We start from the raw sequence: 26,545 nt of genomic DNA on the forward strand, positions 1-26,545 counted from the left end.
CATACTACCGATTCTCGATGTTTATGCAAGCGCCTTACCACTTGATTGCTTTAGTTTTAAGCAGTTAGTTGGCGATAAAGCGTTTTACATCGGTCAGCACCTGCAACAACAGAGCAAGCTGCGGTTTCTCGTCTTTTATTTCATCGCCGTTCTGATCGTAGACGCGATAGTTGCCGCTGTTGTCCAGCATCAGCGTCTGCGTCGGCGTGGTGATCACCAGCTGGTTGCCATCGCCGGTGGCGATCCAGTTGTTGCGGCGCTGGGCGGTAAACAGGTCTTCGCCCTGCGAATAGTCTTTCGGCGCGGTTTTCACGTGCAGCAACCGTTGCATCAAGGTACGCATCACGTCGTTATGGCCGGTCAGCTTGTTGATGGTCTGCGCCGGCGTGCCGGGCCAGTGGATCACCAGCGGCACCTGCAGCTGCGCCTGGTTGAAGGCGGTGCCGGCGCCCCATTGGCCTTTGCCGCTGTCGTTGAACTCGACGCCGTGCTCGGCGGTGATCACCACCACGGTTTTATCCAGCAGGCCGCGCTGTTTCAGGGTGTCCAGCACCTGGGCTATCTGGCTGTCCACGTCCTGAGCGCCGGTGCGATAGCGTTGGATAAAATCGGCCGGCGCCGGAGTTTTAGCGCCTTCGGCCGGCTCGGCGCCGCTGAAGTTGATATAGGAGAACCACGGCTCTTTGTCGCCCTGATCCGTCAGCCAGCGTTGCCATTGCTGCGTGGTTTGCGCGTCGCTTTGCGGCGCCGGCGTCGGCAGCGAGAAGTCGGTCAACAGGGCCTGACGGTACAGGCTGGCGTTGAAGCCGTCGGACGAGAACAGCCCCAGTTGGTAACCCTGCTCGCCGAGCGCGTTGATCAGCGCCGACGGCTTGCGGCCGGCGAGCACGCTGTCCAGATAGGTCGGGGAAATGCCGTAGAACAGGCCGAACAGCCCGGTGTCGGCGTGGTTGCCCGAGCTGTAGTGATCGCTGAAGCGCACGTTTTCCTGGGCGAAACGCGTCAGCGTCGGCATGTCCTGCGCCACGTCTTTGGCGCGAATGCCGTCCACCACGATCATCAGCAGGTTATAGCCGCTGCCTTTATCGCCGTAGCTGAGATCGCTGAGCGGGTACTCCACCGCCACCGCTTCCGGATTGCCCTGTTGCACCAGGCGGCGTTCATATTCCTGCTGATCGAGCAGGCCGTGTTTTTCGAGGAACTTGCGCGCGGTCATCGGGTACGAGAGCGGCAGGTTGGCCCGCTGCATGGTGATCGGGCGATAGAAGTTGGCGTCGGCCCAGATGTAAATCAGGTGCGAGGCGAAAAAGGCGCTGATGAACAGCGCCGCCAGCGGCTTGCCGAAACGGCGGCGGTTCAGGCTGCGCAGCTTCTGCCAGCTCCAGGTGCCGAACAGCATCTCCACCAGGAAGATCACCGGCACGCAGATAAACATCAGCTGCCAGTCGCGCGACAGCTCGCTTTGATCCGGGTTGACCACCAGATCCCACACCACCGGATTGAGGTGCAGGTGGAAATGGGAGAACACCTCGCTGTCGACCAGCAACAGCGTGAGCCCGGCGGTGGCCAGCGCGGCGGAAATAAATCGCAGCAGCCGCTGCGACATCACCACGAAGGTGAGCGGGAAGATCACCAGCAAGTAGCCGGCGAACACGATAAAGCTGAAATGCCCCAGCAGGCTGACCAGGGCATAGACCCGGCCCAGCAGGGAAGCGGGCCAGTCGGTGACAAACAGGTAGCGGCTGCCCAGCCCAAGGGCGAGCAGGATGTTGAATAAGGCGAACCAGTGCCCCCAGCTGATCATCTGGGAGACTTTTTCACGATAACGCTGACGGTTTGTCACCATAAATAAATATTAATGCGCTTTATCTTCACGGACAGAAGCCTGCAGGGCTTCCGCGAACGATCTCGCCAGGGTTTTCCGCTGCGCGGGGGCAACGCTGGTGTTGATCAAATTAGTGACCATATTGCCCAGCACCATCAGGGAAAGATCGGTGGGGGTATGGTGTTTTTCCAGAACATTGACCAGCTCTGAGAGCAGTTGTTCAACGTGTTCGTCACTGTAACGGGATGATTGTGGCATAAAATTGCGCTTAGTAATCTGCAAAGTGTCCTATCTTACCGTATAGGACAGTGATTTTCCGCTCTTTTATCACTTCCTGTCATTCGGTAAAGGGTTCGCCCGCGACGGGGCCGCTCACCGCTGCGCCTTTCCGGTTTGCCGCGGTTTTTTAGTATTGCAGGGCGGGGCCTTCAGTGTTTGAATACGCGCCTAAAGAACAGGAGGATTTACCATGAGTCTGGATATCGACCAGATCGCTCTGCACCAGTTGGTGAAACGCGACGAGCAAACGCTGGACGTGGTGCTGCGCGATTCCTTGCTTCCCACCAACGCGGCGGTGGAAGAAATGATGGCGGAACTGCATCGCGTCTACAGCGCCAAGAGCAAGGCCCTGGGCTTGTTCAACGAGGGCAGCGAGCTGGCGGAAGCGCTGCGCACCTGCCGCAAGGACGATAAGGACTTTCTGGCCTTCAGCCGCGCGGCGACCGGCCGTCTGCGCGACGAACTGGCGAAGTATCCCTTCGCCGAAGGCGGCGTGGTGCTGTTCGGTCAATACCGTTATCTGGCGGTCGAGTACCTGCTGATCGCGGTGCTGAACAGCCGTAACAGCATGCGCGTCAACGAAGAGCTGGATATCAACACTACGCACTATCTGGACATCAACAACGCCGATATCGTTGCGCGCATCGATCTGACCGAGTGGGAAACCAACCCGGAATCGACCCGCTATCTGACCTTCCTGCGCGGGCGCGTGGGCCGTAAGGTCGCCGACTTCTTCATGGATTTCCTGGCGGCGTCCGAAGGGTTGGACACCAAGGCGCAAAACCGCGGGCTGCTGCAGGCGGTGGATGACTACTGCGCCGACGCGCAGCTGGACAAGAATGAGCGCCAGTCGGTGCGCCAGCAGGTGTACAGCTACTGCAACGAACAGCTGCAGGCGGGCGAAGAGATCGAACTGCAGGCGCTGTCGCAGGAACTGTCGCCGGTCGGTGAGAAAGACTTCATGCAGTTCTCCAGCGAGCAAGGCTATCAGCTGGAAGACAGCTTCCCGGCGGATCGCGGCACGCTGCGCCAGCTGACCAAATTCGCCGGCAGCGGCGGCGGTATCAGTCTGAACTTCGACGCCATGCTGCTGGGCGAGCGCATTTTCTGGGATGCGGCCACCGACACGCTGACCATCAGAGGCACGCCGCCGAACCTGCGCGATCAGCTGCAGCGCCGGACCGGCAGCGGCAAGTAAGCTTGCCGAATCGCAGACAATAAAAAACGCCGCAATTGCGGCGTTCTTTATTTCGGCGTCCCGAAAGGTTCGAAAACGTAGCGATTAAACGCGAACGAAGTCGATGTGAGCCAGTTTTGGCTTGAACGGGTGACGCTGTACAGCCTGAACCTTAACTTTGGTTTCTTTACCGTCGATAACCAGAGTTACTGCTTCGCTGTAGAATTCTGGTTTAGCTTCCATGTTCTTGACTGAATCATGATCCAATTCGATGGAAACTGCAGCTTCTTTGCCACCGTAAACGATAGCTGGGAATTTGTTTGCTGCACGCAGGCGGCGGCTCGCACCTTTACCCTGGTCTTTACGTACTTCTGCATTGATAGTGAACATTGTTTTTTCTCTTAAAAGAAAATTTACCCTGCTACAGGCGACCCAAGTAGCAAGTTCGGAATTCCGCTTTAACGCTGGGCAGGCCCAGGTAAAGCGCGCGGCATTTTAACGGAAAGCCGCCCACAGGGCAACGAAAACCTGCCCAGATTGAGGGCCGTTCGCTCAGGCCAACTGATTGGCACGGCGGAAACGGCCTTGATAATCGAACACTTTCTCACGCACCTGCCAAAACTGCCCGCGCTTGCGTGCCACCACGAAATCCGGATGGCGCAGCGCTTGCTGTTGCGCCAGCACGTCGGCGGCGGTGTGCCAGGCGAACGGCACGCCCGGCGCGCGCTGGTGCGGGCGCAGGAACAGCATCTCGAACGCTTTGCGCTGCGCCGGCGTCTGCAGGCGGAAGCGCTCGCTGGTGCTGGTGCCGTCCTCGTCGTAATAGGTGGCCTTCAGCCATTCGCCCTTTTCGTCGCGGCCGCTCTGCAATTCCATGCCGCCGCAGCGCAGCACCAGCGCGTCTTTCAGCTTCAGCGCCGCCTTCAGCATGTCGTCGGGATCGACCAACACCTCCTGACACTGATGGCAACGGCGCGCGGCGATATCGTTCTCCGCGCCGCAGTGCGGGCAGCTCTTGAACCGGAAGCGGTAATCGCACTGTTCGCGGTGGCCGTCGTCGTCCTCCAGCCAGCCCTGGCAGCGGCGGCCGTAGTGTTCGATGATGTCGCCGTTTTCGGTGCACTTGCCCCAGAACAGGTTGGCGAAACCGCAGGCCGGGCAGAACACCTGCACCGGCTGGCTGTCGCCGTGCGGTTTGCTGACGCCGACCTCCGGCGTAAACAGATCGTGCGGGTTGCCGGCGTAGTCGAGGATCAGGCAATCCTTTTTGTCGGGCGCCAAACGCAGCCCGCGCCCGACGATCTGCTGATACAGGCTGACGGACTCAGTGGGGCGCAGGATAGCGATCAGATCGACGTGCGGCGCGTCGAAGCCGGTGGTTAACACCGCCACGTTGACCAGATAGCGCAGCCGCTGCTGCTTGAACGCCTCAATGAGCGCATCGCGCTCGGCGGGCGGCGTTTCGGCGCTGACCAGCGCGGCTTCGCCGTTCGGCAGCAGGCCGTGGATCTCGCGGGCGTGCTCGACGGTGGCGGCGAAGATCATCACCCCTTTGCGATCGTCGGCATACTCCACAATCTGGCTGATGATGTGCGGCGTGACGCGGTTTTGCCGCTTCAACTCTCGGTTCAGATCCGCTTCGCTGAACAGGCCGTTGCTTCTGGCTTCCAGCCTGCTGAAGTCATATTGCACGATCGGCATATCCAGCCGCTCCGGCGGCACCAGAAAACCGTGTTTAATCATGTAGCGCAGCGGCAGCTCGTAGATGCAGTCGCGAAACAGACTGGCGCTGTCGCCGCGGGTGAAACCGTGGTAGTGGTACTGATAAATCCAGCCTTTGCCCAGCCTGTACGGCGTGGCGGTCAGCCCCAGCAGCCGCAATTGCGGGTTGGTTTTCTGCAGGTGCTGGATGATTTGCTGGTACTGGCTGTCGTCGTCGTCGCTGATGCGATGGCATTCATCGACGATCAGCAGCGAAAAGGCGCCGTCGAACAGCGGCAGGTTGCGCGCCACCGACTGCACGCTGCCGAACACAACCTTGCCGGCGCTCTCTTTTTGTTGCAGCCCGGCGGCGAAGATGTCCGCCTCCAGGCCGTAGGCGCAGTATTTGGCGTGGTTTTGCGCCACCAGTTCCTTGACGTGCGCCAACACCAGCACTCGCCCACGGGCGCGCTTCGCCAGCTCGGCGATCACCAGGCTTTTGCCGGCGCCGGTCGGCAGCACGATCAGCGCCGGCTCGGGATGCCGCCGGAAATGGTTGATGGTGGCTTCGACCGCTTCCAGTTGGTAGGGGCGTAGGGTAAAGGCCATAAATGAACGCCGTAGGTTGGAATGGGCCGCGGGGGTTAGGTTTGTCAGCGCTGTTGCCACAGAAACGCTGACATTTTACGCCCCGGGCGGCCGAGAAATGTCTATATTATGCCTTCTGAGCGCGCGCGGTGCGAGAAGCGTGAAAATTACCCCTGTCGGGCAGCGCGTTGTGCCGCTATACTCGTGTGACAGCAATCGCTGTGCCCCCACGCGATTTCCCCCCTGAGCCTGCCATTTGCACCCGGTGCAACGGCGGGCGTCATATTTTGGCAATACGATCAATGCGATCATAACAACGACAGGCAAAGCAGATCCCATGCGATTGGACAAGTTTTTATCTCAGCAGTTAGGCATCAGCCGTGCGCTGGTCGCGCGCGAACTTCGGGCTAAACGCGTCACCGTAGACGGTGAGGTGGTGAAGAGCGGGGCTGTCAAACTGACCCCGGAACAAGAGGTGGCGTTTGACGGCAATCCGCTGCAGCAGCAGAACGGCCCGCGCTATTTCATGCTCAACAAACCGCAGGGTTACGTCTGCTCCACCGACGATCCCGATCATCCGACGGTGCTGTACTTCCTCGATGAGCCGGTCGCGTACAAACTGCACGCCGCCGGGCGGCTGGATATCGACACCACCGGGCTGGTGCTGATGACCGATGACGGCCAGTGGTCGCACCGCGTCACCTCGCCGCGCCACCACTGCGAGAAAACCTATCTGGTGACGCTGGAGCACCCGCTGGCGGAAGACACCGCGCAGCGTTTCGCCGCAGGGGTGCAACTGCACAACGAGAAAGATCTGACGCGGCCGGCGATGCTGGAGCAGGTTGACGAGCATGTGGTGCGCCTGACCATCAGCGAAGGGCGCTACCACCAGGTGAAGCGGATGTTCGCTGCAGTCGGCAACCGGGTGATCGCCTTGCACCGTGAGCGCATCGGCGCCATCGTGCTGGATGACGATCTTGCGCCGGGCGAATACCGCCCACTGACCGAAGAAGAGATCGCCAGCGTGGGCGCGCCGCACCTGCAGGACTGATAACCGATCATTGATTGCGGCCGATTAAGGAGTCGTGGAACGTGCAACAGAACCGAACCTCTCATCTCGGTTTGATTTTCATTCTGGGCCTGCTGTCCATGCTGATGCCGCTGGCCATCGACATGTACCTGCCCAGCATGCCGGTGATCGCCGCCCAGTTTGACGTCGAGTCCGGCAGCGTGCAGATGACGCTCAGCGCCTATATGCTCGGCTTCGCCTTCGGGCAGCTGTTCTATGGGCCGATGTCGGACAGCATCGGCCGCAAACCGGTGATCCTGTGGGGAACGCTGATCTTCGCCATCGCCGGTTGCGCCTGCGCCATGGCGCAGTCGATCGATCAGCTGATCGGATTGCGTTTCTTGCACGGCCTGGCCGCCGCCGCCGCCAGCGTGGTGATCAACGCCTTGATGCGCGACATGTTCACCAAGGACGAGTTCTCGCGCATGATGTCGTTCGTCATTCTGGTGATGACCATCGCGCCGCTGCTGGCGCCGATGATCGGCGGGGCGCTGCTGCTGTGGTTCAACTGGCATGCCATCTTCTGGACCATGGGCGCCGCAGCGCTGATCGGTTCACTGCTGGTGGCCTTGTTCATCAAGGAGACGTTGCCGAAAGAGCGGCGACAGCGGTTCCACCTGCGCACTACGCTGGGCAACTTCGGTTCGCTGTTCCGCCACAAGCGGGTGCTGAGCTACATGCTGGCCAGCGCCTTCTCGTTCGCCGGCATGTTCTCGTTCCTCAGCGCCGGGCCGTTCGTCTACATCGAACTGAACCATGTTTCGCCGCAGCACTTCGGTTACTACTTTGCGCTGAATATCGTCTTCCTGTTCCTGACGACGCTGATCAACAGCCGCAACGTGCGGCGATTCGGCGCGGTCAAGATGTTCAAACTGGGGCTGCTGGTGCAGCTGGCGATGGGGCTGTGGCTGCTGGCGGTGAGCGCCGTCGGGCTGGGCTTCTGGGCGCTGGTGATCGGCGTAGCGGTCTATCTGGGGTGCATCGCGATGATCTCCTCCAACGCCATGGCGGTGATCCTGGATGATTTTCCGCATATGGCGGGCACCGCGTCTTCCCTGGCCGGTACGTTGCGGTTCAGCATCGGCGCGCTGGTGGGTGCGGTGCTGTCGATGGCGCCGGGCAAGAGCGCCTGGCCGATGGTCACCTCGATGGCGCTGTGCAGCATTGTGGCGGTGTTGTTCTATCTGTACGCCAGCCGGCCGCGCGATCGCGCAGCCTGACGTTCTCCAGGTTCGGGGCGAGGTTGTCCCGAGCCGTCACAGGGTTGCGCCTTGCCAGTTTGTGGTGCAACCGGCAATGAAAATTTTGTTGCTAAACATATGCCTGCTAATCAATGAGTCATTTACCCTTCTGTGTGCTTTTTGTTAAAAAATACCGTCGCTGAGCTGCCCGATATCCTCCGGTATGCGCGGCGTTTTGCCGGCGGGTCGGTGCGGGCGGTTTGCAATAGGGGTGATGTAAATCAAGGCATTAGCGGACGACGGTGCGCTAACGCGACGGGTGAAATGTTTCTTCAATGTAAAAATATGGCGACGAAAAAGTAGTCGCATTGCAAGAAAAAAGAGTTGAGATCGCTGCGGGAAAGGGTTACATATAACGCAAAAATGCGAGCTGAGTCGCAAAATGCCGTGAAATAACACCGCACGGCGCGCCAAAAAATGGCACGGCATCGGCAAGCACGGGGTCAGGTTAAAGGCTTGCGGCAAAATTTACATTTAAATAACATTTGTGCGCGGCAGAGTCGGGAGTCAACGGCTATAACTTAGTAACCCTGTCAGGTAAAAGTGTTTCACCTTTTCAAACTAGGGATTTCATGTGGAGAGTATCCAACTTTCGGTAGTGCATCGCTTGCCGCAAAGTTATCGTTGGCTATCCGGTTTCACCGGCGTAAAGGTCGAACCGATTCCGTTTAACGGAATAGACGAGGATAACAACCTGATTGGGCTGAAGCTGCTCAGCCATGAAGGGGCCGAGGCCTGGCAGGTGATGCAACAGCTTAATCTGTCGTTGCAGGAGATTCAGGTCGACTGCGCGATCGTCGAATGGGAAGGGGAACCTTGCCTGTTCGTGCAGCGCAGCGATGAGAGCGCGACGATGTGCCGCCTGAAAAACGTCGGCGCCGCGATCGCCGAACCGCTCAGCGCGCAATACCCCTTCTGAATTCGCCGCTAATCCGCCAACTGCAACAGTTGTCGGGTATAGTCGGCTGCGGGCGCCGCGAAAATCGCCCGGCAGTCTCCCTGCTCAACCACTTCTCCCTGTCGCAGCACAATCACCTGGTGGCACAGCGAACGCACCACCTGCAGGTCATGGCTGATGAACAGATAAGCCAGCCGGTGGCGTTGCTGCAGCGATTTCAGCAGCGTCAGGATCTGCGCCTGCACCGATTTATCCAGCGAAGAGGTCGGCTCGTCGAGGATCAGCAGCTGCGGCTGCAGGATCAGCGCGCGCGCGATGGCGATGCGCTGGCGCTGGCCGCCGGAAAACTCGGTGGGGTAGCGGTGGCGCAGCTGCGGATCCAGGCCGACCTCCTGCAACACCTCGATCACGCGCTGTTCCCGCTGCTCGGCGTTCAGCCGCTGGTGCACTTCCAGCCCTTCGGCGATGATCTGCTGTACGTTCAGGCGCGGGTTGAGGGCGGAATACGGATCCTGGAAGACGATTTGCATCCGGCTGCGGTAGGGCAGCATTTGTTTCATCGTCAGCGGGTGCAGCGGTTCGCCGTCGAACCAGATGGCCCCCTGCGAGGCCAGCAGACGCAATAGCGCCAGCCCGGTGGTGCTTTTTCCCGATCCGGATTCCCCCACCAGCCCCACGCTCTCTCCGGCGCGCAGTTCGAAACTCAATGACTTCAACGCATAGTGATAATCCACCGTGCGGCGCAGCAGGCCGCGCCGAATGGGGAATCGCACCTGCAGATCTTCCACCTTGAGCAGCGGCCGCTCATCGCCGGGGCGCGCGCTGGCTGCGGCCGGCAGCGGCAGCGGTTCGCCGACGTCCTCGGCGGCCAGCAGTTGCCGTGTGTAGGGATGCTGCGGCCGGCTGAACAGCTGTGCGCGGCCGTTTTGCTCCACGCAACGGCCCTGACGCATCACCGCCACGTTGTCCGCCAGACGGCGCACAATATTCAGGTTATGGGTGATGAACAGCAACCCCATGCCCATTTCTTGTTTCAATTCTTGCAACAGCGTCAGGATCTGCGCCTGGATAGTCACGTCGAGCGCGGTGGTGGGTTCGTCGGCAATCAGCAATTTCGGGCGGGTTAACACCGCCATAGCGATCATCACGCGTTGGCGTTCACCGCCGGAGAGCTGATGCGGATAGTCCTGCAACCGGGTTTTGGCCTGGCGGATGCCGACGCGCTCCAGACAGTCGACGATCTCTGCGCGCGCGGCTTCGCGTCGCAGGCCGCGGTGCAGCATCAGCACTTCCGCCAGTTGCTTCTCAATGGTGTGCAGCGGATTGAGCGACACCATCGGTTCCTGAAAGATCATCGCGATCTGATTGCCGCGCACCTTGCGCAGGTCAGCCTCCGGCGCATGCAGCAACGAGTTGCCGTTGAACAGAATATCGCCGCCAGGGTAAACCACCGGCGGCGCGGGCAGCAGTCGCAGTATCGACAGGGCGGTGACGCTTTTGCCGGAGCCGGATTCTCCCACCAGCGCCAGCGTTTCCGCCGGGGCTATTTGCAAAGAGAGTTCGTTGACCACCGGCGTGACGGCGTCGCCCTGGCGGAAGGCGATGCTGAGATCCTGGATGGCGAGCAGAGGTGTAGCCATATCAATGCGCCTTGCTGGGGTCAAAGGCGTCGCGTACCGCTTCGCCGATAAAGATTAATAACGACAGCAGCACTGCCAGCACCAGGAAGGCGGTGATGCCGAGCCACGGCGCCTGCAGATTGTTTTTGCCTTGCAGCAGCAGTTCGCCGAGCGACGGCGAACCGATCGGCAGACCGAAGCCGAGAAAATCGAGCGACGTCAGGGTGGTGATCGAGCCGCAGAGGATAAACGGCAGGAAGGTCAGCGTCGCCACCATGGCGTTGGGCAGCATGTGGCGGGACATGATCACGCGATCCGGCACGCCCATGGCGCGCGCGGCGCGGATATAGTCATAGTTGCGGGTGCGCAGGAACTCGGCGCGCACCACGCCCACCAGGCTCATCCAGCCGAACAGAATAGTGATGCCGAGCAGCCACCAGAAATTGGGCTGGACGATGCTCGACAGCAGAATGATCAGAAACAGCGTCGGCATGCCCGACCACACTTCGATAAAGCGTTGCCCCCACAGATCGAAACGCCCGCCGTAATACCCCTGTGTCGCGCCGACGCACACGCCGATCAGGCTGGAAAACAGCGTCAGCGCCAGGCCGAACAGCATCGAAATGCGAAAACCATACAGCACGCGGGCCAGCACGTCGCCGCCGTTGCTGTCGGTGCCCAGCAGGTTATGGCGCGAAGGCGGGGAGGGGAAGGGCACCTCGGTGGCGAAGTTGATCGTGTCGTAGCTGAAACGGATCGGCGCCCAGATCGCCCAGCCATGCCGGTCGATTTGGCGCTGGACGAACGGATCCTGATAGTCGGCTTCGGTGTTCAGTTCGCCGCCGAACGCGGTTTCGCTGTAGTTGATCATAAACGGCAGGTATAGCCGGCCTTCATAACGCACCAACAGCGGTTTGTCGTTGGCGATAAGATCGGCGGCCAGGCTGAGCGTGAACAGCGCCAGAAAGATCCACAGTGACCAGTAACCGCGGCGGTTGCGGCGAAAACGCGCCCAGCGCGCCTGATTGATTGGGCTAAGGCGGCTCATTGGCGGGCCTCGAAGTCAATGCGCGGATCGACCAGGGTATAGGTGATATCGCTGAGGATGTTCAACAGCAGGCCGATCAGGGTGAAGATATATAACGTGCCGAACATCACCGGGTAGTCGCGCTGCAGCGTGGCGTCGTAACCCAGCAGCCCCAGGCCGTTAAGCGAGAACATCACCTCAATCAGCAGCGAGCCGGTGAAAAACATGCTGATAAAGGTGGCAGGAAAACCGGCGATCACCAGCAGCATGGCGTTGCGGAACACGTGGCGGTACAGGATCTTTTTCTCGTCCAGGCCCTTGGCGCGGGCGGTGGTGACGTACTGTTTGCGGATCTCGTCGAGGAACGAGTTTTTGGTCAGCATGGTCAGGGTGGCGAAACCGCCGATCACCGTCGCCAGCACCGGCAGCGTGATGTGCCACAGATAGTCGGCGATCTTCGCCGGCCACGAGAGGGTATCGAAGTTGCTGGAGACCAGGCCGCGCAGCGGGAACCAGTCGAGATAGCTGCCGCCGGCGAACAGCAGGATCAGCAGGATGGCGAACAGGAACGCCGGAATGGCGTAGCCGATAATGATCAGCGTGCTGCTCCAGGTATCGAACGCGCTGCCGTTGTGGACGGCCTTGCGGATGCCGAGCGGGATCGACACCAGATAGATGATCAGCGTGCTCCAAAGGCCCAGCGTGATGGAGACCGGCAGGCTTTGGCCGATCAGTTGCATCACCGAAGCGCCGCGAAACAGGCTGTCGCCGAAGTCAAAACGCATGTAGTTCCACAGCATGGTGAAGTAGCGTTCGTGCAGCGGTTTATCGAAGCCATAACGCTGGGTGATCTCGGCGATCACCTCCGGATCCAGGCCGCGCGAGCCGCGGTATTGCCCTTCGGTCGCGGCCGGGACGCCGGCTCTGGCGTGCCCCAGGTCTTCATTGACTCCGCCGCTGCCGAAACCGCTGCCCTGACCCAGTTCGATGGCGGCGATGGCCTGATCGACCGGGCCACCGGGGGCGATTTGCACGATAAAAAAGTTGATGGTGATGATCGCCCACAGCGTGGGGATCACCAGTAACAGTCTGCGTATCAGATAGGCCGCCATGCCGACTCCTTATTGCCGTTGAGCCGGCAAGCGCGCCGCCTTGTTGACGTCGTACCACCAGTTGTCGAAGCCGATGGCGTAGGCCGGGCGGATCGGCGGCGTGGAGAACTTGTCCCAATAGGCGTAGCGGTCGTGGTTGGAGTACCACATCGGCAGCATGTAGCGGTTCCAGGTCAACACCCGATCCAACGCGCGGCCGAGCGGCAGCAGCGCTTTTTCGTCGCCCTGATGCTCAGCGATTTGCCTGACCAGGCTGTCGACCGCCGGGTCCTTGACGCCGGGGGTGTTATAGCTGGAGTTGATGTACTCCGAATCCCAAATGATGCGTAAATTGGCGGTGGGGAACGGCATCGCCATGTACACCGTCGGCATCATATCGAAGTCGCGTTCGCGCATGCGGCGCGTATATTGCGAGGCGTCGATCTCGCGGATTGCCATATCGATGCCCAACCGCTGCAGGTTGTGGCGGAACGGCAACACGTACTGGAAGTTGCTGCCGCTCAGCAGCATCAGCTCAAAGGCGAACGGCTGGCCGGTTTTGGCGTTGACCAACTTTTGATTTTTGACCACCCAACCGGCCTCTTTCAACAGTTGGGTCGCCTTCAGCAGATTTTGCCGATCGTTGCCGCTGCCGTCGGAGGCGGGCGGTTGATAGATGCTGGTGAACACCTCAGGCGGCACCTGGCCTTTGAGCGGCGCCAGCAGCGCCAGTTCGGCGGCGTCCGGATAGCCGCGGGCGGCGTAGGCGGTGTTTTGGAAATAGCTGTCGGCGCGTTGATAGGCGTTGTAATACAGCGCCTTGTTCATCCAGTTAAAGTCGAAAGCCAGGGTGATCGCCTCGCGCACGCGCGGGTCGGCAAACAGCGGTTTTTGGATGTTGAACGCCAGCCAGCGGGTGTTTTGCGCCGCCTGGTTGGTCTCGTCCTGTTTGATGATGTAGTTGCGCGCGAAGTTGCCACCCTGATACTGGGTGGCCCAGCTCTTGGGCGACGGCTCGATGCGGAAATCGTAAGCGCCGGCCTTGAACGCTTCCAGCGCCACTTTATCGTCCAGATAATAATCGTAGCGAATGCTGTCGAAGTTATAGCGGCCGCGGTTCACCGGCAGGTTGGCGGCCCAGTAGTCGCGCACCCGTTGATAGGTGATGTACTGGCCGAGGCGATAATCGCCGATTTTATACGGGCCGCTGGCCAGCGGCGGCGTGTTGAGCGGCTCGTTGAGCTTATGGTTTTGCCAAAAGGCGGCCGGGAGAATAGGCAGGCTGCCGAATAACGACAGCATCGCTTCTTTGTTCGGCTGCGGGAATTCAATGCGCACCGTCAACCGAGAGATGGCTTTGACCGTGACGCCTTTGTAGTAGGAGCGAAACTGCGGCACGCCCTCGGCCATGAATTTGCTGAAGGTGAAGGCCACGTCGGCGGCGGTGATCGGGCTGCCGTCGTGGAAACGCGCGCGGGCGTTGATATCCACTTCCACCCAACGCATGTCGGCCGGGAAGCGCGCCGATTCGGCAATCAGCGGATAAAAGCTGCCGGGTTCGTCGTCGGACGTTGCGAACAGCGTGTCGTAAAGTTGATCCGTGCGCTCGCCGGGCACGCCCCGGGTAGCGAAGCGGTTGAAGTTATCGTAGGTGCCGATGGCCGCCAGGCGCACGTCGCCGCCCTTGGGCGCCGCCGGATTGACGTAGTCGAAATGGCTGAAGTCGGCGGCGTATTTCGGTTCACCGAGAAGGGCGAAAGCGTAGCTTTCGTTGAGGGCTTCGGCCTGCGAGGCGAAGCTCAGTGCCGAGAGCACCAGAGCAGCGAAAATGCGCACGGACATCAGACGGTAAGCTCCTGCTGTGGAATAAAGTACAACCGGCGCCCAGCATAACATTCTTCGGGCGGGCGCAGGGTAAAGATGCTTAAAGATTAACTATTTTTTTCCTGATAATCAAAGACCTGATGAGCATTGCAGTAAGCGAGGAAATTAGCGATGCTAAGCGGCTTGCTGAAGTAATAGCCCTGCATGAAGTTAACGCCGCGTTCTTGCAGGAACTGCATCTGCTCGGCGGTTTCCACGCCTTCGGCCACCGTCAGCATTTTCAGCTTTTTCGCCAGCGAAATCACCGCATCCAGCACCGGCGCGGTGACGGTGTCCTGGCCGATGGTGTTGACGAAGCCGCGATCGATCTTCAGGTAATCCATGGTGAAACGCTCAAGATAGATCAACGCGCTGTGGCCGGTGCCAAAATCGTCCACCGCGATCTCGATGCCCTGTTTATGCAGCCAGTCGAACTCCGCCAGCGCGCTCTCTTCTTCCACCATGCCGCGTTCGGTGATTTCAAACACCAGCGTAAAGTAATCGCCCGGCAGCTGCGCCAACAGTTCATACACGTCCTGATGGAATGACGGCGCGCTAAGGTGGGCGGGGGAAATATTGAGGCCGACCTTGCCTCCCCGCGGCAGCGCCTTGGCGAGCTGCGGCGCATCTTCGGCAATCAGCCTGAACAGATGGCGGGTGAGCGGCACGATCAGCCCGTTGCTTTCGGCGTACGGGATAAAGACATCCGGGGGAATGCGGCCCTCGATAGGATGCTGCCAGCGGATCAACGCTTCCAGCCCGCCGATGCTGTTGCTGCCGGTATGGAACACCGGCTGATATTCGATGAAGAACTCGTTGCGCTTAATGCCGCGCAGCAGCGCGCGCTCCGGGCTTTGCCGCAACAGCAGCATGTAGTAGCAGAGCACGCCGATCATCAGCGACAGCACCAGGCTGCCCAGCAGCGTCAGGCGAATATCGTTGGGCGTCAGTTTCTCGTTGTAGAACAGGATGCTCAGCGGCAGATTGGGCAGCGTCAGGGTGTCCGCCTTGTCTTGCGGCAACTGCGCGATCGGCATCAGGTTCGGGCTGAAGGTGGTCAGCGCGCGGTTGCCCATCACGATGGCGATGCCCGGCGCCTGCTCGTCATGCGAAGTGAACAGCAGGTAGGGCATCAAATTGATGTCCAGCGTGGCGAGGATGCCGGTCGCCGATGCGCCAGGATGCCGCAGCCAAACCGCGACCGCCGGCTTGTCCGGCACGATCGGCGTGCCCTGCTGCAGCTTCAGATCCAAAGGCAGGTGGGTATCGATGTCCTGATACAGGTTTTTCATCGGCAGCATCATGTCGCCGGTGGCGGAGGAGCAGTAGGCGTAACCGTCTTTCACCAGCAGGAAGGTGCGTACGCCGCTGGTAAAGGCCGCCTGATAGGTGATGTCCGACTGGCTTGAGAGGCAGGGTTTGTCCAGCAGCGGCATCATTTTTTGCATGACATCCGTCAGGTGCGAGATATAACCCAGCGCGAATTTTTGCGTACGCGCTTCAACCTTGTGTTGATATTGCGTGCGCTGGTGGTTGATCAAAGAAAGTGTGACCGCGGTGAATAGCGTAAAAAATAGCAGGGCGGCGACAACGCTTTTGGCCAGACTGCGCTGTCGGTGCGACACGCTGCGAGAGAACGCCCTTTTCAAGCCCATAACCGAGACCTCTGCAACGGGGCGTCAGGCGTGTCGCGCAGCCATTTAATGGATTGTGCCAACGGCTTTTTTTTCATTTTTTGCCTTTTATCCCGTACCCAACCGGCGACGCCGTTTAAATACAAGGCGTCGCCGACAGAAATATAATGCACCTATTAAGCGGAAACGTTTTAAATAACGCCGGGCGCGCCGTTGCCGTCATCTGACGATAATAGGCGAGTTTTTCCTCGTCGGCGCGATTTCCGGCCGGCAGTTTATCAAAATAATGGTGTGAGGTGACGATAAGGCCTGGTTCAGCCCCGGTGGCTCTCGTTTGACAGCCAAAAAAAACGCCGCCCGTAGGCGGCGTTTATCGCTCGTTTGGTATTCAGGATCTTCAGGGCGTTGCGCCGTCAGCCGTTGGTCAACACTCGGCGCGCTTCTCGATAACGTTTATTCCAATAGTTATCGGTCAGCTTGGAAATCATGACGCCACTGCTGGTAGAAGCGTGAACGAACTGATCGTTGCCTAAATAGATGCCGACATGGCGCCCGGTAGAACCGGCGCGGAACAGCACCAAATCGCCGGCGCGCAGTTTGGTGCGCTGGATTTTCTTACCGAGATCTTCCTGTTCGTAGGTAGAACGCGGTAAATCCATGCCGAACTGTTCGCGGAAGGTGCGCTGTACAAACGCCGAGCAATCGATGCCGCGCTTGGTGTCACCGCCTAAACGGTAGCGAACGCCTTTCCAGTCCGCGTACTGATCCATAATCTTTGACTTGACGTCAACGTTGCGGACCATCGCTTCGAATTCATCCTGAGAGGCTTGCAGTAAAAGACCGTCTTTGTCATTAACTGCACGCATCTCAGTTTGTGCGTTACTCAAGTTCGAAGTGTGAGTCGAGCTGCACGCTGACAGCATAACCGCAGCGGCAATTGCAGGGACTACCCGCAAAAAATATCTCAGAAACGGTTGAGATTTGACCATTGTTGTTGTTTTCCCTTGAAGTCCTTAACGACGAAAGTCGCTACCTGAAAAATGCCAAACGAAACGAGCCTAGTCCGCACCTGTTGCATCGACAATCAGTTACCGTTGAAAACGTGCGGGAACGCACATTTTTATCGGATTCCGTACTGATTCGACTTAAACCAGGCACAAACGCATCTGAGATTACCGGAACAAATAGGGGATTGCGAGTCTTTTTCCGGTCTTTTTTATATGAATTTGTGATGTAACATAATGTAAATCTTCATATAAAAAACGCCAATTGTCCGATGTATGAATCTGGCGTGAAATCAGGTTGCAAAAGCGTTAACGGGGGGCGGAGAAATTTTGCGCATCGCGCGGGGATAAAACGCGGGAGGCGGGCGCCTCCCGGAATGACTCATAGACGTAAGTTATGGTTGGCCGGGGCGGTGCTTGCCGGGCAACAGGCGATTCAACCGTTCGATAATCCAGTCGCTGCAAGGCGTCATCAGCACCCAACTGGCGCCAACCAAGACCACGGACAGCGAGCCTACGGCGATATCGGTAAACCAGTGGGCGCCAATCATCACGCGTGGCAATGAAAAGATCAGCGTAATCAGCAGGGCGACGGCGAAGGCGCCGCGGCCGAAATAGCGCAGCATAAAGCAGGAAAAAATAATCAGCATCATGCCGTGGTCGCCGGGGAAGCTGTCGCCGGAGGCGTCCTTGGTGGGGATGCCGGTCAATGCGCTGACGCGATTGATATTGTCGAAGGTCAGGGTGGGGCTCGGATGCTTCACCGGCAGCAGGTGGCCAAGCTGATTCAGCACCACGGCGGTCAGCAGCATCACCACGCCGGTGATCACCAGACGGCGGCGGCCGGCGGCGTCCTGCTTCAGGTAGAAGTACAAATACAGCAGGCCCATGGCGAGCAGCGAAATCACATCGAACGCGCGGTTGTTGGTGATGGCGACCAGGTGCAAAAATGCTGGGTCGGTAGCCAGATGGCGGTTAAAGAAGAAGAAGATCGCCGAATCCAGGGTAAACCAGCCGCCGTGATTGGCCGGCAGGAACCAGGACAGAAACAGCGCAACGCCCAGTAAGTTGAAGAAGAGAATGAAGGGTAAATTGCGGCGTGTCATGACATAAACCTGTTGGAAAAATGAAAACGAAACAAAACCGGCCGCCCTGCGGCAACCGGGGGGCAACGGTACGGGGTTTAACTTAAACGAATCTTAAACAAGGCGGATTGCAGGGCGTTCCAGTCGGCATTTTCGCTGTGGATCAGTTCAACCCGGCTGTCGAGCGGCGCGTTCGGGCGGGTTTCGATGTTGAGATCCTGGCCCTGGCGATTGATCAGCAACGTGCCTTCGGGGATGCGCACCACGCCTTTGGCACGTTCGACCGGCGCCAGCCGCACCCATTCCATAAAGCCGACGGTGTCGAACCGGGTGTCGCCGTCAAAAATCCAGCCGCAGCTGGTGAAGCCTTGCCCTTCGTTCAGCGCTCGCCGCCAACGCGCGTTCTCCGGCAGCCGCAACGCCGCCAGTCCTTGCGTTTTCGCCTGACCATGATGATGTCGTGCGTCCGGCAATTCTGTACGATTTGTGCGAGGAAGTGACAACAACGCGACATCCGCCTCGCCTTGCGCGATGGCGTAGCAGGGCCGCTGCAGCGGATCTTGCGCCGTCCAGGCTTCCAGCGCCCGTCTGTCTTCCGGCCGATAGGTATCGCTTTTGCTGGCCAGGATAACGTCGGCCGCGGCCAGCTGATCGCGGAAGTTTTCGTTGTCGCGGTAGCGGGGCTGACTGAGTTGACGGGCATCCAGCAGGCACAGCGTGGCCTGCAGATCGATCCAGCCGGCATAGCTCTCCTGGGTCAGCAGCGACAGGATTTGCTTCGGATGCCCGAGCCCGGTCGGCTCGATCAGCAGCCGGTCCGGTTTGGTCTGCTGCAACAGCATATTCAGACCCACCTGCATCGGCAGGCCGTTGACGCAGCACATGCAGCCGCCGGGGATCTCTTTGAGCACCGCGCCGCTGTCCGCCAACAGCGCGCCGTCGATGCCTATTTCGCCGAATTCGTTGACCAGTACCGCCCAGCGTTCATGCTCGGGCTTATGGGCCAGCAAATGGCGGATGGCGGTGGTTTTACCGCTGCCGAGGAAGCCGGTAATCAGATTGGTTTTAGTCATTAATCATTCCTGGGTGCAAAAATCAACCTGCCTAATAAATGAGCGATTCTGCGCGGTCGCGGCGGCGAGCGCGATTTAATTTGTGCTCTGCCTCACAAATTTTGCACGCCACCCTGCGCTTTTCAACCGGCAAAATCCACTTTTCTTTGCAAGAAAATTCTTAGATAAAACCCTGTATTAGATACGGTTAACTTTTGTTAGTAGCTTGTTTTTACATTGTTAATGACGCGATTAACGATCAAATCTCGTCCCTTTCCTTGCGATTATTCCGAACAAGATCCTCTATGGTTAAATTGGCTTAACTAAAAATGAGGTTGCCATGAATACCTTTCGGTTATTTTTGATCGTAGGAATGTTGTTTTCATGGACGGCAGTGAGTCAGGCAGGAGTGGCCGGCGGGGTAATTCGCTTCGTCGGCTCTATCGTTGAAAGTCCTTGCACGGTCAAGATTGCAGATTCTAAGGCGAATACGCAATGTTACCGCAACGGCCAGCATTATCAGGCCCAGCAAGCGTTGTCAGGTTTTGATACTACACGCAAAGAACTTCCGCTGAATCTTGGCACAACCGAAATGAAGTGGGTAGACCAACAGAAGAAACTTGCTGTTATGACGGTCGTTTATCGTTAAGTCGTTCCGCCATGCCGGCGTAACGTTACGTCGGCATGGTTATTCTCAGCCTGCAGGCACTTCACTGCTTCACCCACTCCTTCACCGTTTCACGCGCACCGCGATCGCGCAGTGACAAATAGGCTTGCGTCACCGCCTCGATAAACGCGGCATGCGTCGCCAGCTGTTCGCCAAACACCGATTTCAGCGCCAGGAGCGCCGTTACGCGCCGCCGATCGTCCGGAGTGGCGGCGATCGTCTGTTGCAGGACATCTGCCAGCGGATCGCGAATGTCGATGGGCTGGCCGGCGTCATCGACACCGCCGACGTACCGCATCCAGCCCGCCACGCCCAGCGCCAGCCCGCTATAGTCGCCGCCGTGCCGCAGATGCCAGCGCACGGCGTCCAGCAGGCGCTGCGGCAGCTTTTGCGTGCCGTCCATGGCGATCTGCCAGGTGAGGTGTTGCAGCGCCGGATTGCTGAAGCGCGCGATAAGCTGTGCGGCGTAGTCGGGCAGACTGATACCGGTGACGCTCAGGGTTGGGGCCTGCTCGCACAGCATCAGCCGCTGTGCGGCGCGGCGGTAGTGCTCGTCCGTCATGCACTCGTTGATATAGCGGTAGCCGCCCAGGTAACCGAGATACGCCAGGAACGAGTGGCTGCCGTTCAGCATGCGCAGCTTCATATGCTCAAACGGCAGCACATCGCGGACCAACTGGGCGCCGGCCAGCTCCCACGCCGGGCGTCCGGCGGCGAAATTGTCTTCCACGACCCATTGAATGAAGGGCTCGCAGGCGATGGCGCATTCGTCACGTACGCCGTCCAGCGCGGCGGCGATCTCATCCAGCGTGGCCGGCGTGGCGGCCGGCACGATGCGATCGACCATGGTGCAGGGGAAGGTGGCGGCGGAGGCGATCCAGTCGGCGAGCGACGGATCCCGCGCCTGCGCCAAATCGAGCACCGCCCGGCGCAGCACGTGGCCGTTCTCCGGAATATTGTCGCAGGAGAGCAGGGTGAAGGCGGGCAGCTTGCGTTCACGCCGCAGCCGCAGCGCCTCCACCAAAATGCCGGGCGCGGTCTGCGGCTGATGCGGCGCCGCCAGATCGGCGACGATCCCCGGATGCCGCCGATCCAGCCGCCCGCTGCCGGGTTCGATGCAGTAGCCCTTTTCGGTAATGGTCATCGAGACGATCGCCACCTGCGGCTCGGCCAGCTTCTCCAACACCGCGGCGATGCCCTCCAGCTTGCGGTGCACGCTCTCATGCACCGCGCCGATCACCAGGGCCTGATGGCCGTCCGCGCCTTTCTCCAGCACGCTGTATAAATGATCCTGTTGCCGCAGCGCCTGAAACAGCGGCACGCCGCCGGACAGGCTGATCTCGCAAATGCCCCAGTCGCCGCCCTGGGCGTTCAACACCCGATCGGTCAGCAGCGCCTGATGCGCACGGTGGAACGCGCCGAAACCCAGGTGCACGATGCGGCTGCGCAGGGCCCGGCGATCATAATTCGGTTGCCGGACGGCGCCCGGCAGCGGGGTGTTGGCGATCGTATTCATCTCATCTCCAAAGCGAGTAGACAGCTGGCGGGCCACTTGCGTCAAGTTAGCGGACCAGTTTGCCGACGCATGGGCAGCGGGGCGCCGGCGATAAAAAACTGCCACCAGTCTAAAGTTGTCGGCAGGTTAAGGGAATTGGTCAGGCCAAAATAAGCCAGAATCGTGAAGCGGATCAACCAATGAACGGTTCAATTTTGACAGCGCACGGCGAAAGAGTAAGTTAAAGCTAGCTGACATCTAAATTAAACTGGTATAACAACATTGCAATGCGAGACAGGCATAAGGACACAACATGGAACAAACATGGCGTTGGTATGGCCCGAACGATCCGGTCTCTTTGGATGACGTGCGTCAGGCTGGGGCGACCGGGGTGGTCACGGCGCTGCACCATATTGCGAACGGCGAAGTCTGGCCGATCGACGAGATCCGCGCGCGGCAGGCGCTGCTGGCGGAAAAAGGGCTGGTGTGGTCGGTGGTAGAGAGCGTGCCGGTACATGAAGAGATCAAAACCCACAGCGGCGATTGGCGGCGGCATATCGCCAACTATCAACAGACGCTGCGCAACCTCGCGGCCTGCGGCATCGACACCGTCTGCTACAACTTCATGCCGATCCTCGACTGGACGCGCACCGATCTGGCCTATTCGCTGCCGGACGGTGCCAAAGCGCTGCGTTTCGATCAAATCGCCTTCGCCGCGTTCGAACTGCATATCCTACAACGCGCCGGCGCCGAGGCGGACTATACGGCGCAAGAGCGCAGTCAGGCGGCGGCCTATTTCGCCGCCATGAGCGAGGAGGAGAAAGCCACGCTGACGGGCAATATCATCGCCGGGCTGCCGGGGGCGGAAGAAGGCTATACGTTGGAGCAGTTCCGCCGCCGCCTGACGGAATACGACGGCATCGACAAGGCGCAGCTGCGCGAAAACATGGCGGTCTTTCTGCGCGCCATCGTGCCGGTGGCGGAAGAGGCCGGCATCCGGCTGGCGGTGCATCCCGACGATCCGCCGCGGCCGATCCTCGGCCTGCCGCGCATCGTCTCCACGATCGAAGACATGCAGTGGCTGAAGCAGACCGTCGACAGCATTCATAACGGTTTCACCCTATGCACCGGTTCCTACGGCGTGCGCGCCGACAACGATCTGGTGCGGATGATTGAAACCTTCGGCGATCGCATTCACTTTACCCACTTACGCGCCACCTGCCGCGAGGAAAACCCGAAAAGCTTCCACGAGGGGGCGCATCTGCAGGGCGATGTGGACATGGTGGCGGTGATCGAAGCGATCCTGACCGAAGAACTGCGTCGGCAGCGGGCGGGCGATCGGCGGCCGATCCCGATGCGCCCCGATCATGGGCATCAGATGCTGGACGATTTGAAAAAGAAAACCAATCCGGGCTATTCGGCCATCGGGCGGTTGAAAGGGCTGGCGGAGCTGCGCGGCGTCGAGCTGGCGCTCAAGCGGCGATTTTTCCCGGAATTGCCGTAGCGGAAAAGGAAACGGGGCCGAGTATCGGCCCCGCTGGCGCGACTAGTCGGCGCGGCTCATGTAGCGGCGTTCGGCGATATGAATGCGGATCTTGTCGCCGGCGCTGAGGTATTCCGGCACATGGATCACCAGACCGGTCGCCATGGTGGCCGGCTTGTTGCGGGCGCTGGCGGAAGCGCCTTTGATGCCCGGCGCGGTCTCGACGATTTCCATATCCACGGTCTGCGGCAGCTCCAGCGCCAGCACCTGGCCGTCCAATGTCAGCACCTGCATGCCCGGCAGACCGCCTTCCGGAATGAACAGCAGTTCGTCTTCGATCTGGTCTTTCTTGAAGATGTACGGCGTGTAATCTTCGTCATCCATAAACACGTATTCTTCGCCGTCGATATAGGAGAAGTTCACCTTGCGGCGCGACAGGGAAATGGTGTCCAGGATATCGTCGCCCTTGAAGCGTTCTTCTACTTTCAGGCCGGTGCGCACGTCGGAGAAGCGCATTTTGTACAGGGTGCTGGCGCCGCGGGCGCTCGGGCTCTGCACGTCGATATCTTTTACCAGCAGCAGCTTGCCGTTGTAGCTGATCGCCATGCCGCGTTTAATTTCGTTAGCTCTTGCCATTTCAATTCATCCGCAATGAAGAGTATTAGAGAAGTTGCGACAAGGTACTCGCGCCGCCGATTTCAGGCAATAGCCCGGCGCAAAAACAGTGCGGGAAAGGGAGGGAGGCAGCCCTCCCGTCGGGGATTACCGGAAGACCGGCAACAGGCCGAACAGCGACAGAATATGCGCGGCGGCGTTGATCAGTCCAAACAGGATGACGAACAGGATCACGCCGTTGCCGCCCGGTGCGCGATAACCGGCCTGCGGATAGCGGCGGCGGCTGGCGCGCGCCATCAGCGCCGGCACGATCACCGCCCAGATGGTGGCCGCCAGCCCGGCGAAGCCGATGGCGTACAGGAAACCGTTCGGGAACAGCAGCGCGGCCAGGGTCGGCGGCACAAAGGTCACCAGCGCGGTCTTGCTGCGCCCGACGGCGTCGTCCTTGAATTTGCAGAAGTCCGCCAGGTAGTCGAACAGGCCCAGCGACACGCCGAGGAACGAGCTGGCCAGCGCCATATAGGAGAAGGCGTTCAGCAGTTGGCTGACGGTCTGGCTGCTGGAGACGTTGCCCATTTGCTTGAGCAGGCTGCCGATATTGCCGCCCTCGGCGATCACCTGCTTAAAGGCGTCGCGCGCGATATTGCCCTGAATCACATACTGCCACAGGATGTAGATAGCCAATGCCAACAGGGTGCCGTACACCAGGCTGCGCACCACGGAGCCGCTGTCCTTGTGGTAGTACTTCACCAGCCCGGGAATGTTGCCGTGGTAGCCGAACGAGGTCAGCAGGTAAGGCAACGCCGCCAGGGCGTAAGGCAGATAGCTGGCCTGGTCATCGCCGGTATTGAACAGCACCGCAGGCTGCACGTGGGTGAACATGTCGCCCACCGACATCACGAAGGTGATCACCATGCCGCCGATCAGAATGGTGCTCAGGCGGTCGACCGCGCGGGTGGAGAGCCAGACGATAAACGCCACGACCAGCGCGAACACCAGGCCGGCGGTGGTCTGGCCGACGCCGACGATGCCCTCCAGCGTGTGCGCGATGATCGAACCGCCCGCGGAGATATAGGCGTAGGTCAGGATGTACAGCACGAACGCCACCGACAGGCCGTTCACGGCGTTCCAGCCTTTGCCCAGCAGATCCTTGACCATGGTGTTGAAGCTGGCGCCGCTCGGGTAGTGCAGCGTGGCTTCAAGGATCATCAGGCCGGAAAGCAACATGCAGGCCCAGGTATACACCAGCAGCGCGACGGAGCCGCTGAACCAGACACCGGAAGTGACGATCGGAATGGAAAACATGCCGGCGCCTACGGCGGTACCGGCAATGATCATCGCGCCGCCGAGAACGGAAGGGCGGGCCAGCTTCTGGATGGTGTCCGTAGACATGTGTGCTCCTGATGGAAGAGGTTCTTTTGTACTAGCTCAATGGTACATGGGTGCATGGCGCATGTAAAGCGTGGGAATTGCACGCTTCACGCGTTTTTGTCTTTAAATTGCGGCTTTTTGGGCGTTTATTCGCCAGGCGGCGAATCCGGCGGGGCAAGACGGTTGCGGGACGAGTGTAAAGATCGCCAAGGCGCAGGGATTCTGCTGGCGGCCGCCGCACGCGGCTGCTATTGTCGCGCTTCTTTTCCCCAGCCCACCAGGAGTAGCGCTGATGGACTGTCGCAGCGACTGCGGCGCCTGCTGTATCGCGCCGTCAATATCCAGCCCGATCCCCGGCATGCCGAACGGCAAGCCCGCCAATACCCGCTGCATTCATTTGGATGAACAGCTGCGCTGCGGCCTGTTTCATTCGCCGCTGCGGCCGAAGGTGTGCGGCAGCCTGCAGCCGAGCCGCGACATGTGCCACGATCACCGCGATCAGGCGCTGATCTACCTCGCCAGGCTGGAAGCGGACACCGCGCCTTAAGCGTTTTTCAACCGCCACAGACACAGCGTCGCGCCTGCGGCCATCGCCAGCGCGGCGTAAAACACCGCATGGTAGTTCCAGATTTCCGCCACCGCGCCGGCGATGGCGCCGGCGATAACCCAGCCGACTCGAATGGTGTTGGTGAACAGCGTGGTGGCCGTGCCGGCCTGACCGGGCATCAAATCCTGGAAGTAGAGCATGCCGATCCCCGCCAGTACGCCGATAAACGCCGCATTCAATAGCTGCAGAGCGATGAGTTGCCCACTGCCGGTGATAAACAGCAGGCCGCAGTAGAACAGTACGCCGGCGACGGCGGCGCCGAGCATCAAACACCGTTTGCCGCAGCGTTTCGCCACCATGCCGGCGATCAGCATGATCGGGATCTCCAGCCCGGCGGCGGTGCCCATCAGCACGCCGACCAGCCGCTCCGGCAACCGCAGTTCGTGCACCATATACAGCGGCATGTTGATCAGGTACATGCTGTTGGCGGTCCACATCAGGGTGCTGGCGCCAAACAGCAGCAGCGCGTCGCGGCGATGTTGCCGCGGTGCGGCCAGAGGCGCGCTCGCCACGGCGCTTTTCGGCATGGAGGGCAGCCGTTTCCACACCAGCAGGCCGCACAGGACAAAAGCCGCCGCGCCCGCCAGATACAGGGTTTTGAAGCCGAAACTCAGCGCCAGCGCGAAGGCGATCGGCGGGCCTATCACCCAGGCGAGCGAGACCTGCGCGCGCATGATGGAGGTGAACATCACCGCCTCGCGCCCGGTGCGATCGGCGTGTTCGCGCGCCAGGGCGAACATTTGCGGGTTAGCGGTGGAACCGAAGCTGGTGAGCAGCACGCCGACGAGCAGCAACAGGGAGTAATTGCGGCTCCAGGCGAACAGCGTGAACCCCAGCGCACCCAGCATACAGCAGAGGAAGATCAGCGATTTGCGGTCGCCTTTTTTATCCGAGCGGCCGGCGAGAAACTGGCTGACCAGAATGCCGATCACCGCGCTGCCGGTGAAGAACAGGCCAACCAGCGCCGGCCGCACCTTGACTTCGGTTTCCAGAAACAGGCTCAGCGTCGGGGTTTGCAACGCGCCGGCGATGCCGGTCAGGAAGGCCACCGCCAAAAAGGCCAGCGAAGTGAGATCGGGCGTGCGTCGCGTTACTGCGGATGAAGTCGGCATGGCGATGGAGAATTCGTCGAAAAAGTGAGGTCGCGCGCATCA

General features: G+C 59.9%; 23 protein-coding genes. 7 read left to right on the forward strand and 16 right to left on the reverse strand.

Features of this window, described 5'->3' with window-relative positions; genetic code table 11:
* Positions 1-64: 64 nt before the first annotated feature.
* Both yejM and H7A77_RS17985 read right to left on the reverse strand, forming a co-directional pair.
* Positions 65-1,846, reverse strand: coding sequence for an LPS biosynthesis-modulating metalloenzyme YejM (yejM, locus tag H7A77_RS17980; RefSeq protein ID WP_033643825.1), 1,782 nt, complete (start codon positions 1,844-1,846; stop codon positions 65-67).
* 9 nt (positions 1,847-1,855) lie between these two features.
* Positions 1,856-2,083, reverse strand: a complete 228-nt coding sequence (locus tag H7A77_RS17985) for a YejL family protein (protein WP_004935782.1) — start codon at positions 2,081-2,083, stop codon at positions 1,856-1,858.
* A 211-nt stretch (positions 2,084-2,294) separates the two neighbouring features.
* Between H7A77_RS17985 and yejK the strand changes: the two genes are divergently transcribed.
* Positions 2,295-3,302, forward strand: coding sequence for a nucleoid-associated protein YejK (yejK, locus tag H7A77_RS17990; protein WP_042785067.1), 1,008 nt, complete (start codon positions 2,295-2,297; stop codon positions 3,300-3,302).
* Between the two features lie 84 nt (positions 3,303-3,386).
* Here the strand turns inward: yejK and rplY are convergent, their stop codons facing one another.
* Both rplY and H7A77_RS18000 read right to left on the reverse strand, forming a co-directional pair.
* Positions 3,387-3,671, reverse strand: a complete 285-nt coding sequence (rplY, locus tag H7A77_RS17995; protein ID WP_004935776.1) for a 50S ribosomal protein L25 — start codon at positions 3,669-3,671, stop codon at positions 3,387-3,389.
* Positions 3,672-3,833: 162 nt separating this feature from the next.
* Positions 3,834-5,591 carry a DEAD/DEAH box helicase gene (locus H7A77_RS18000; RefSeq protein ID WP_089197253.1) on the reverse strand — a complete coding sequence of 586 codons (1,758 nt, stop codon included), beginning with the start codon at positions 5,589-5,591 and terminating at the stop codon, positions 3,834-3,836.
* 316 nt (positions 5,592-5,907) lie between these two features.
* Here H7A77_RS18000 and rsuA point away from each other — a divergent pair, with 316 nt between their 5' ends.
* The 3 genes from rsuA to H7A77_RS18015 all read left to right on the forward strand — a co-directional run bounded on the left by rsuA (position 5,908) and on the right by H7A77_RS18015 (position 8,799).
* The gene (gene rsuA / locus H7A77_RS18005) at positions 5,908-6,621 is read left to right on the forward strand and encodes a 16S rRNA pseudouridine(516) synthase RsuA (RefSeq protein ID WP_182074477.1); all 714 of its coding nucleotides are present in this window, start codon (positions 5,908-5,910) and stop codon (positions 6,619-6,621) included.
* Positions 6,622-6,662: 41 nt separating this feature from the next.
* Positions 6,663-7,859 (forward strand): Bcr/CflA family multidrug efflux MFS transporter, encoded by a 1,197-nt coding sequence (locus tag H7A77_RS18010; RefSeq protein WP_182074478.1) that lies wholly within the window; start codon positions 6,663-6,665, stop codon positions 7,857-7,859.
* A gap of 595 nt (positions 7,860-8,454) precedes the next feature.
* Positions 8,455-8,799 (forward strand): YejG family protein, encoded by a 345-nt coding sequence (locus tag H7A77_RS18015; RefSeq protein ID WP_004935763.1) that lies wholly within the window; start codon positions 8,455-8,457, stop codon positions 8,797-8,799.
* An 8-nt stretch (positions 8,800-8,807) separates the two neighbouring features.
* Here the strand turns inward: H7A77_RS18015 and yejF are convergent, their stop codons facing one another.
* The 8 genes from yejF to H7A77_RS18055 all read right to left on the reverse strand — a co-directional run bounded on the left by yejF (position 8,808) and on the right by H7A77_RS18055 (position 19,174).
* Positions 8,808-10,418: a microcin C ABC transporter ATP-binding protein YejF gene (gene yejF, locus H7A77_RS18020; protein WP_117188999.1), complete on the reverse strand. Its 1,611-nt coding sequence runs from the start codon at positions 10,416-10,418 to the stop codon at positions 8,808-8,810.
* A gap of 1 nt (position 10,419) precedes the next feature.
* The gene (locus H7A77_RS18025) at positions 10,420-11,445 is read right to left on the reverse strand and encodes an ABC transporter permease (protein ID WP_042785062.1); all 1,026 of its coding nucleotides are present in this window, start codon (positions 11,443-11,445) and stop codon (positions 10,420-10,422) included.
* The gene (yejB, locus tag H7A77_RS18030; RefSeq protein ID WP_182074479.1) at positions 11,442-12,536 is read right to left on the reverse strand and encodes a microcin C ABC transporter permease YejB; all 1,095 of its coding nucleotides are present in this window, start codon (positions 12,534-12,536) and stop codon (positions 11,442-11,444) included. Before yejB ends, H7A77_RS18025 begins: the two co-directional genes overlap by 4 nt.
* Before the next feature lie 9 nt (positions 12,537-12,545).
* Complete coding sequence (locus tag H7A77_RS18035) at positions 12,546-14,357, reverse strand: extracellular solute-binding protein (protein ID WP_042785061.1); 1,812 nt, start codon at positions 14,355-14,357, stop codon at positions 12,546-12,548.
* Between the two features lie 89 nt (positions 14,358-14,446).
* Positions 14,447-16,033, reverse strand: coding sequence for a cyclic di-GMP phosphodiesterase (locus H7A77_RS18040; RefSeq protein WP_033643816.1), 1,587 nt, complete (start codon positions 16,031-16,033; stop codon positions 14,447-14,449).
* Positions 16,034-16,425: 392 nt separating this feature from the next.
* Positions 16,426-17,001 (reverse strand): bifunctional murein DD-endopeptidase/murein LD-carboxypeptidase, encoded by a 576-nt coding sequence (mepS, locus tag H7A77_RS18045; RefSeq protein ID WP_033643815.1) that lies wholly within the window; start codon positions 16,999-17,001, stop codon positions 16,426-16,428.
* A 410-nt stretch (positions 17,002-17,411) separates the two neighbouring features.
* Positions 17,412-18,122 carry a phosphatase PAP2 family protein gene (locus H7A77_RS18050; protein ID WP_033643814.1) on the reverse strand — a complete coding sequence of 237 codons (711 nt, stop codon included), beginning with the start codon at positions 18,120-18,122 and terminating at the stop codon, positions 17,412-17,414.
* A 77-nt stretch (positions 18,123-18,199) separates the two neighbouring features.
* Positions 18,200-19,174: a GTP-binding protein gene (locus H7A77_RS18055; protein ID WP_033652532.1), complete on the reverse strand. Its 975-nt coding sequence runs from the start codon at positions 19,172-19,174 to the stop codon at positions 18,200-18,202.
* 319 nt (positions 19,175-19,493) lie between these two features.
* On the opposite strand from H7A77_RS18055, the gene H7A77_RS18060 reads away from it, so the two are divergent.
* Positions 19,494-19,802 (forward strand): type 1 fimbrial protein, encoded by a 309-nt coding sequence (locus H7A77_RS18060; protein WP_004935734.1) that lies wholly within the window; start codon positions 19,494-19,496, stop codon positions 19,800-19,802.
* A 61-nt stretch (positions 19,803-19,863) separates the two neighbouring features.
* On the opposite strand, the gene H7A77_RS18065 is transcribed toward H7A77_RS18060, so the two are convergent.
* Positions 19,864-21,336: a mannitol dehydrogenase family protein gene (locus tag H7A77_RS18065; RefSeq protein ID WP_182074480.1), complete on the reverse strand. Its 1,473-nt coding sequence runs from the start codon at positions 21,334-21,336 to the stop codon at positions 19,864-19,866.
* A gap of 292 nt (positions 21,337-21,628) precedes the next feature.
* Here H7A77_RS18065 and uxuA point away from each other — a divergent pair, with 292 nt between their 5' ends.
* Positions 21,629-22,819 (forward strand): mannonate dehydratase, encoded by a 1,191-nt coding sequence (uxuA, locus tag H7A77_RS18070; RefSeq protein WP_047025329.1) that lies wholly within the window; start codon positions 21,629-21,631, stop codon positions 22,817-22,819.
* A 42-nt stretch (positions 22,820-22,861) separates the two neighbouring features.
* Here uxuA and yeiP read toward each other — a convergent pair whose 3' ends face one another.
* Positions 22,862-23,434 carry an elongation factor P-like protein YeiP gene (yeiP, locus tag H7A77_RS18075; RefSeq protein ID WP_004935725.1) on the reverse strand — a complete coding sequence of 191 codons (573 nt, stop codon included), beginning with the start codon at positions 23,432-23,434 and terminating at the stop codon, positions 22,862-22,864.
* 126 nt (positions 23,435-23,560) lie between these two features.
* Positions 23,561-24,805 carry a tryptophan permease gene (gene mtr, locus H7A77_RS18080; protein WP_047025330.1) on the reverse strand — a complete coding sequence of 415 codons (1,245 nt, stop codon included), beginning with the start codon at positions 24,803-24,805 and terminating at the stop codon, positions 23,561-23,563.
* Positions 24,806-25,076: 271 nt separating this feature from the next.
* Here mtr and H7A77_RS18085 point away from each other — a divergent pair, with 271 nt between their 5' ends.
* The gene (locus H7A77_RS18085) at positions 25,077-25,331 is read left to right on the forward strand and encodes a YkgJ family cysteine cluster protein (RefSeq protein WP_019453627.1); all 255 of its coding nucleotides are present in this window, start codon (positions 25,077-25,079) and stop codon (positions 25,329-25,331) included.
* Here the strand turns inward: H7A77_RS18085 and H7A77_RS18090 are convergent.
* Positions 25,328-26,503: a sugar efflux transporter gene (locus tag H7A77_RS18090; protein ID WP_182074481.1), complete on the reverse strand. Its 1,176-nt coding sequence runs from the start codon at positions 26,501-26,503 to the stop codon at positions 25,328-25,330. The two genes, H7A77_RS18085 and H7A77_RS18090, sit on opposite strands and share 4 nt — an antisense overlap.
* Positions 26,504-26,545 lie beyond the last annotated feature (42 nt).

The sequence above is a fragment of the Serratia sp. ME47 genome (assembly GCF_903970925.1).
GTDB lineage: Bacteria > Pseudomonadota > Gammaproteobacteria > Enterobacterales > Enterobacteriaceae > Serratia > Serratia ureilytica.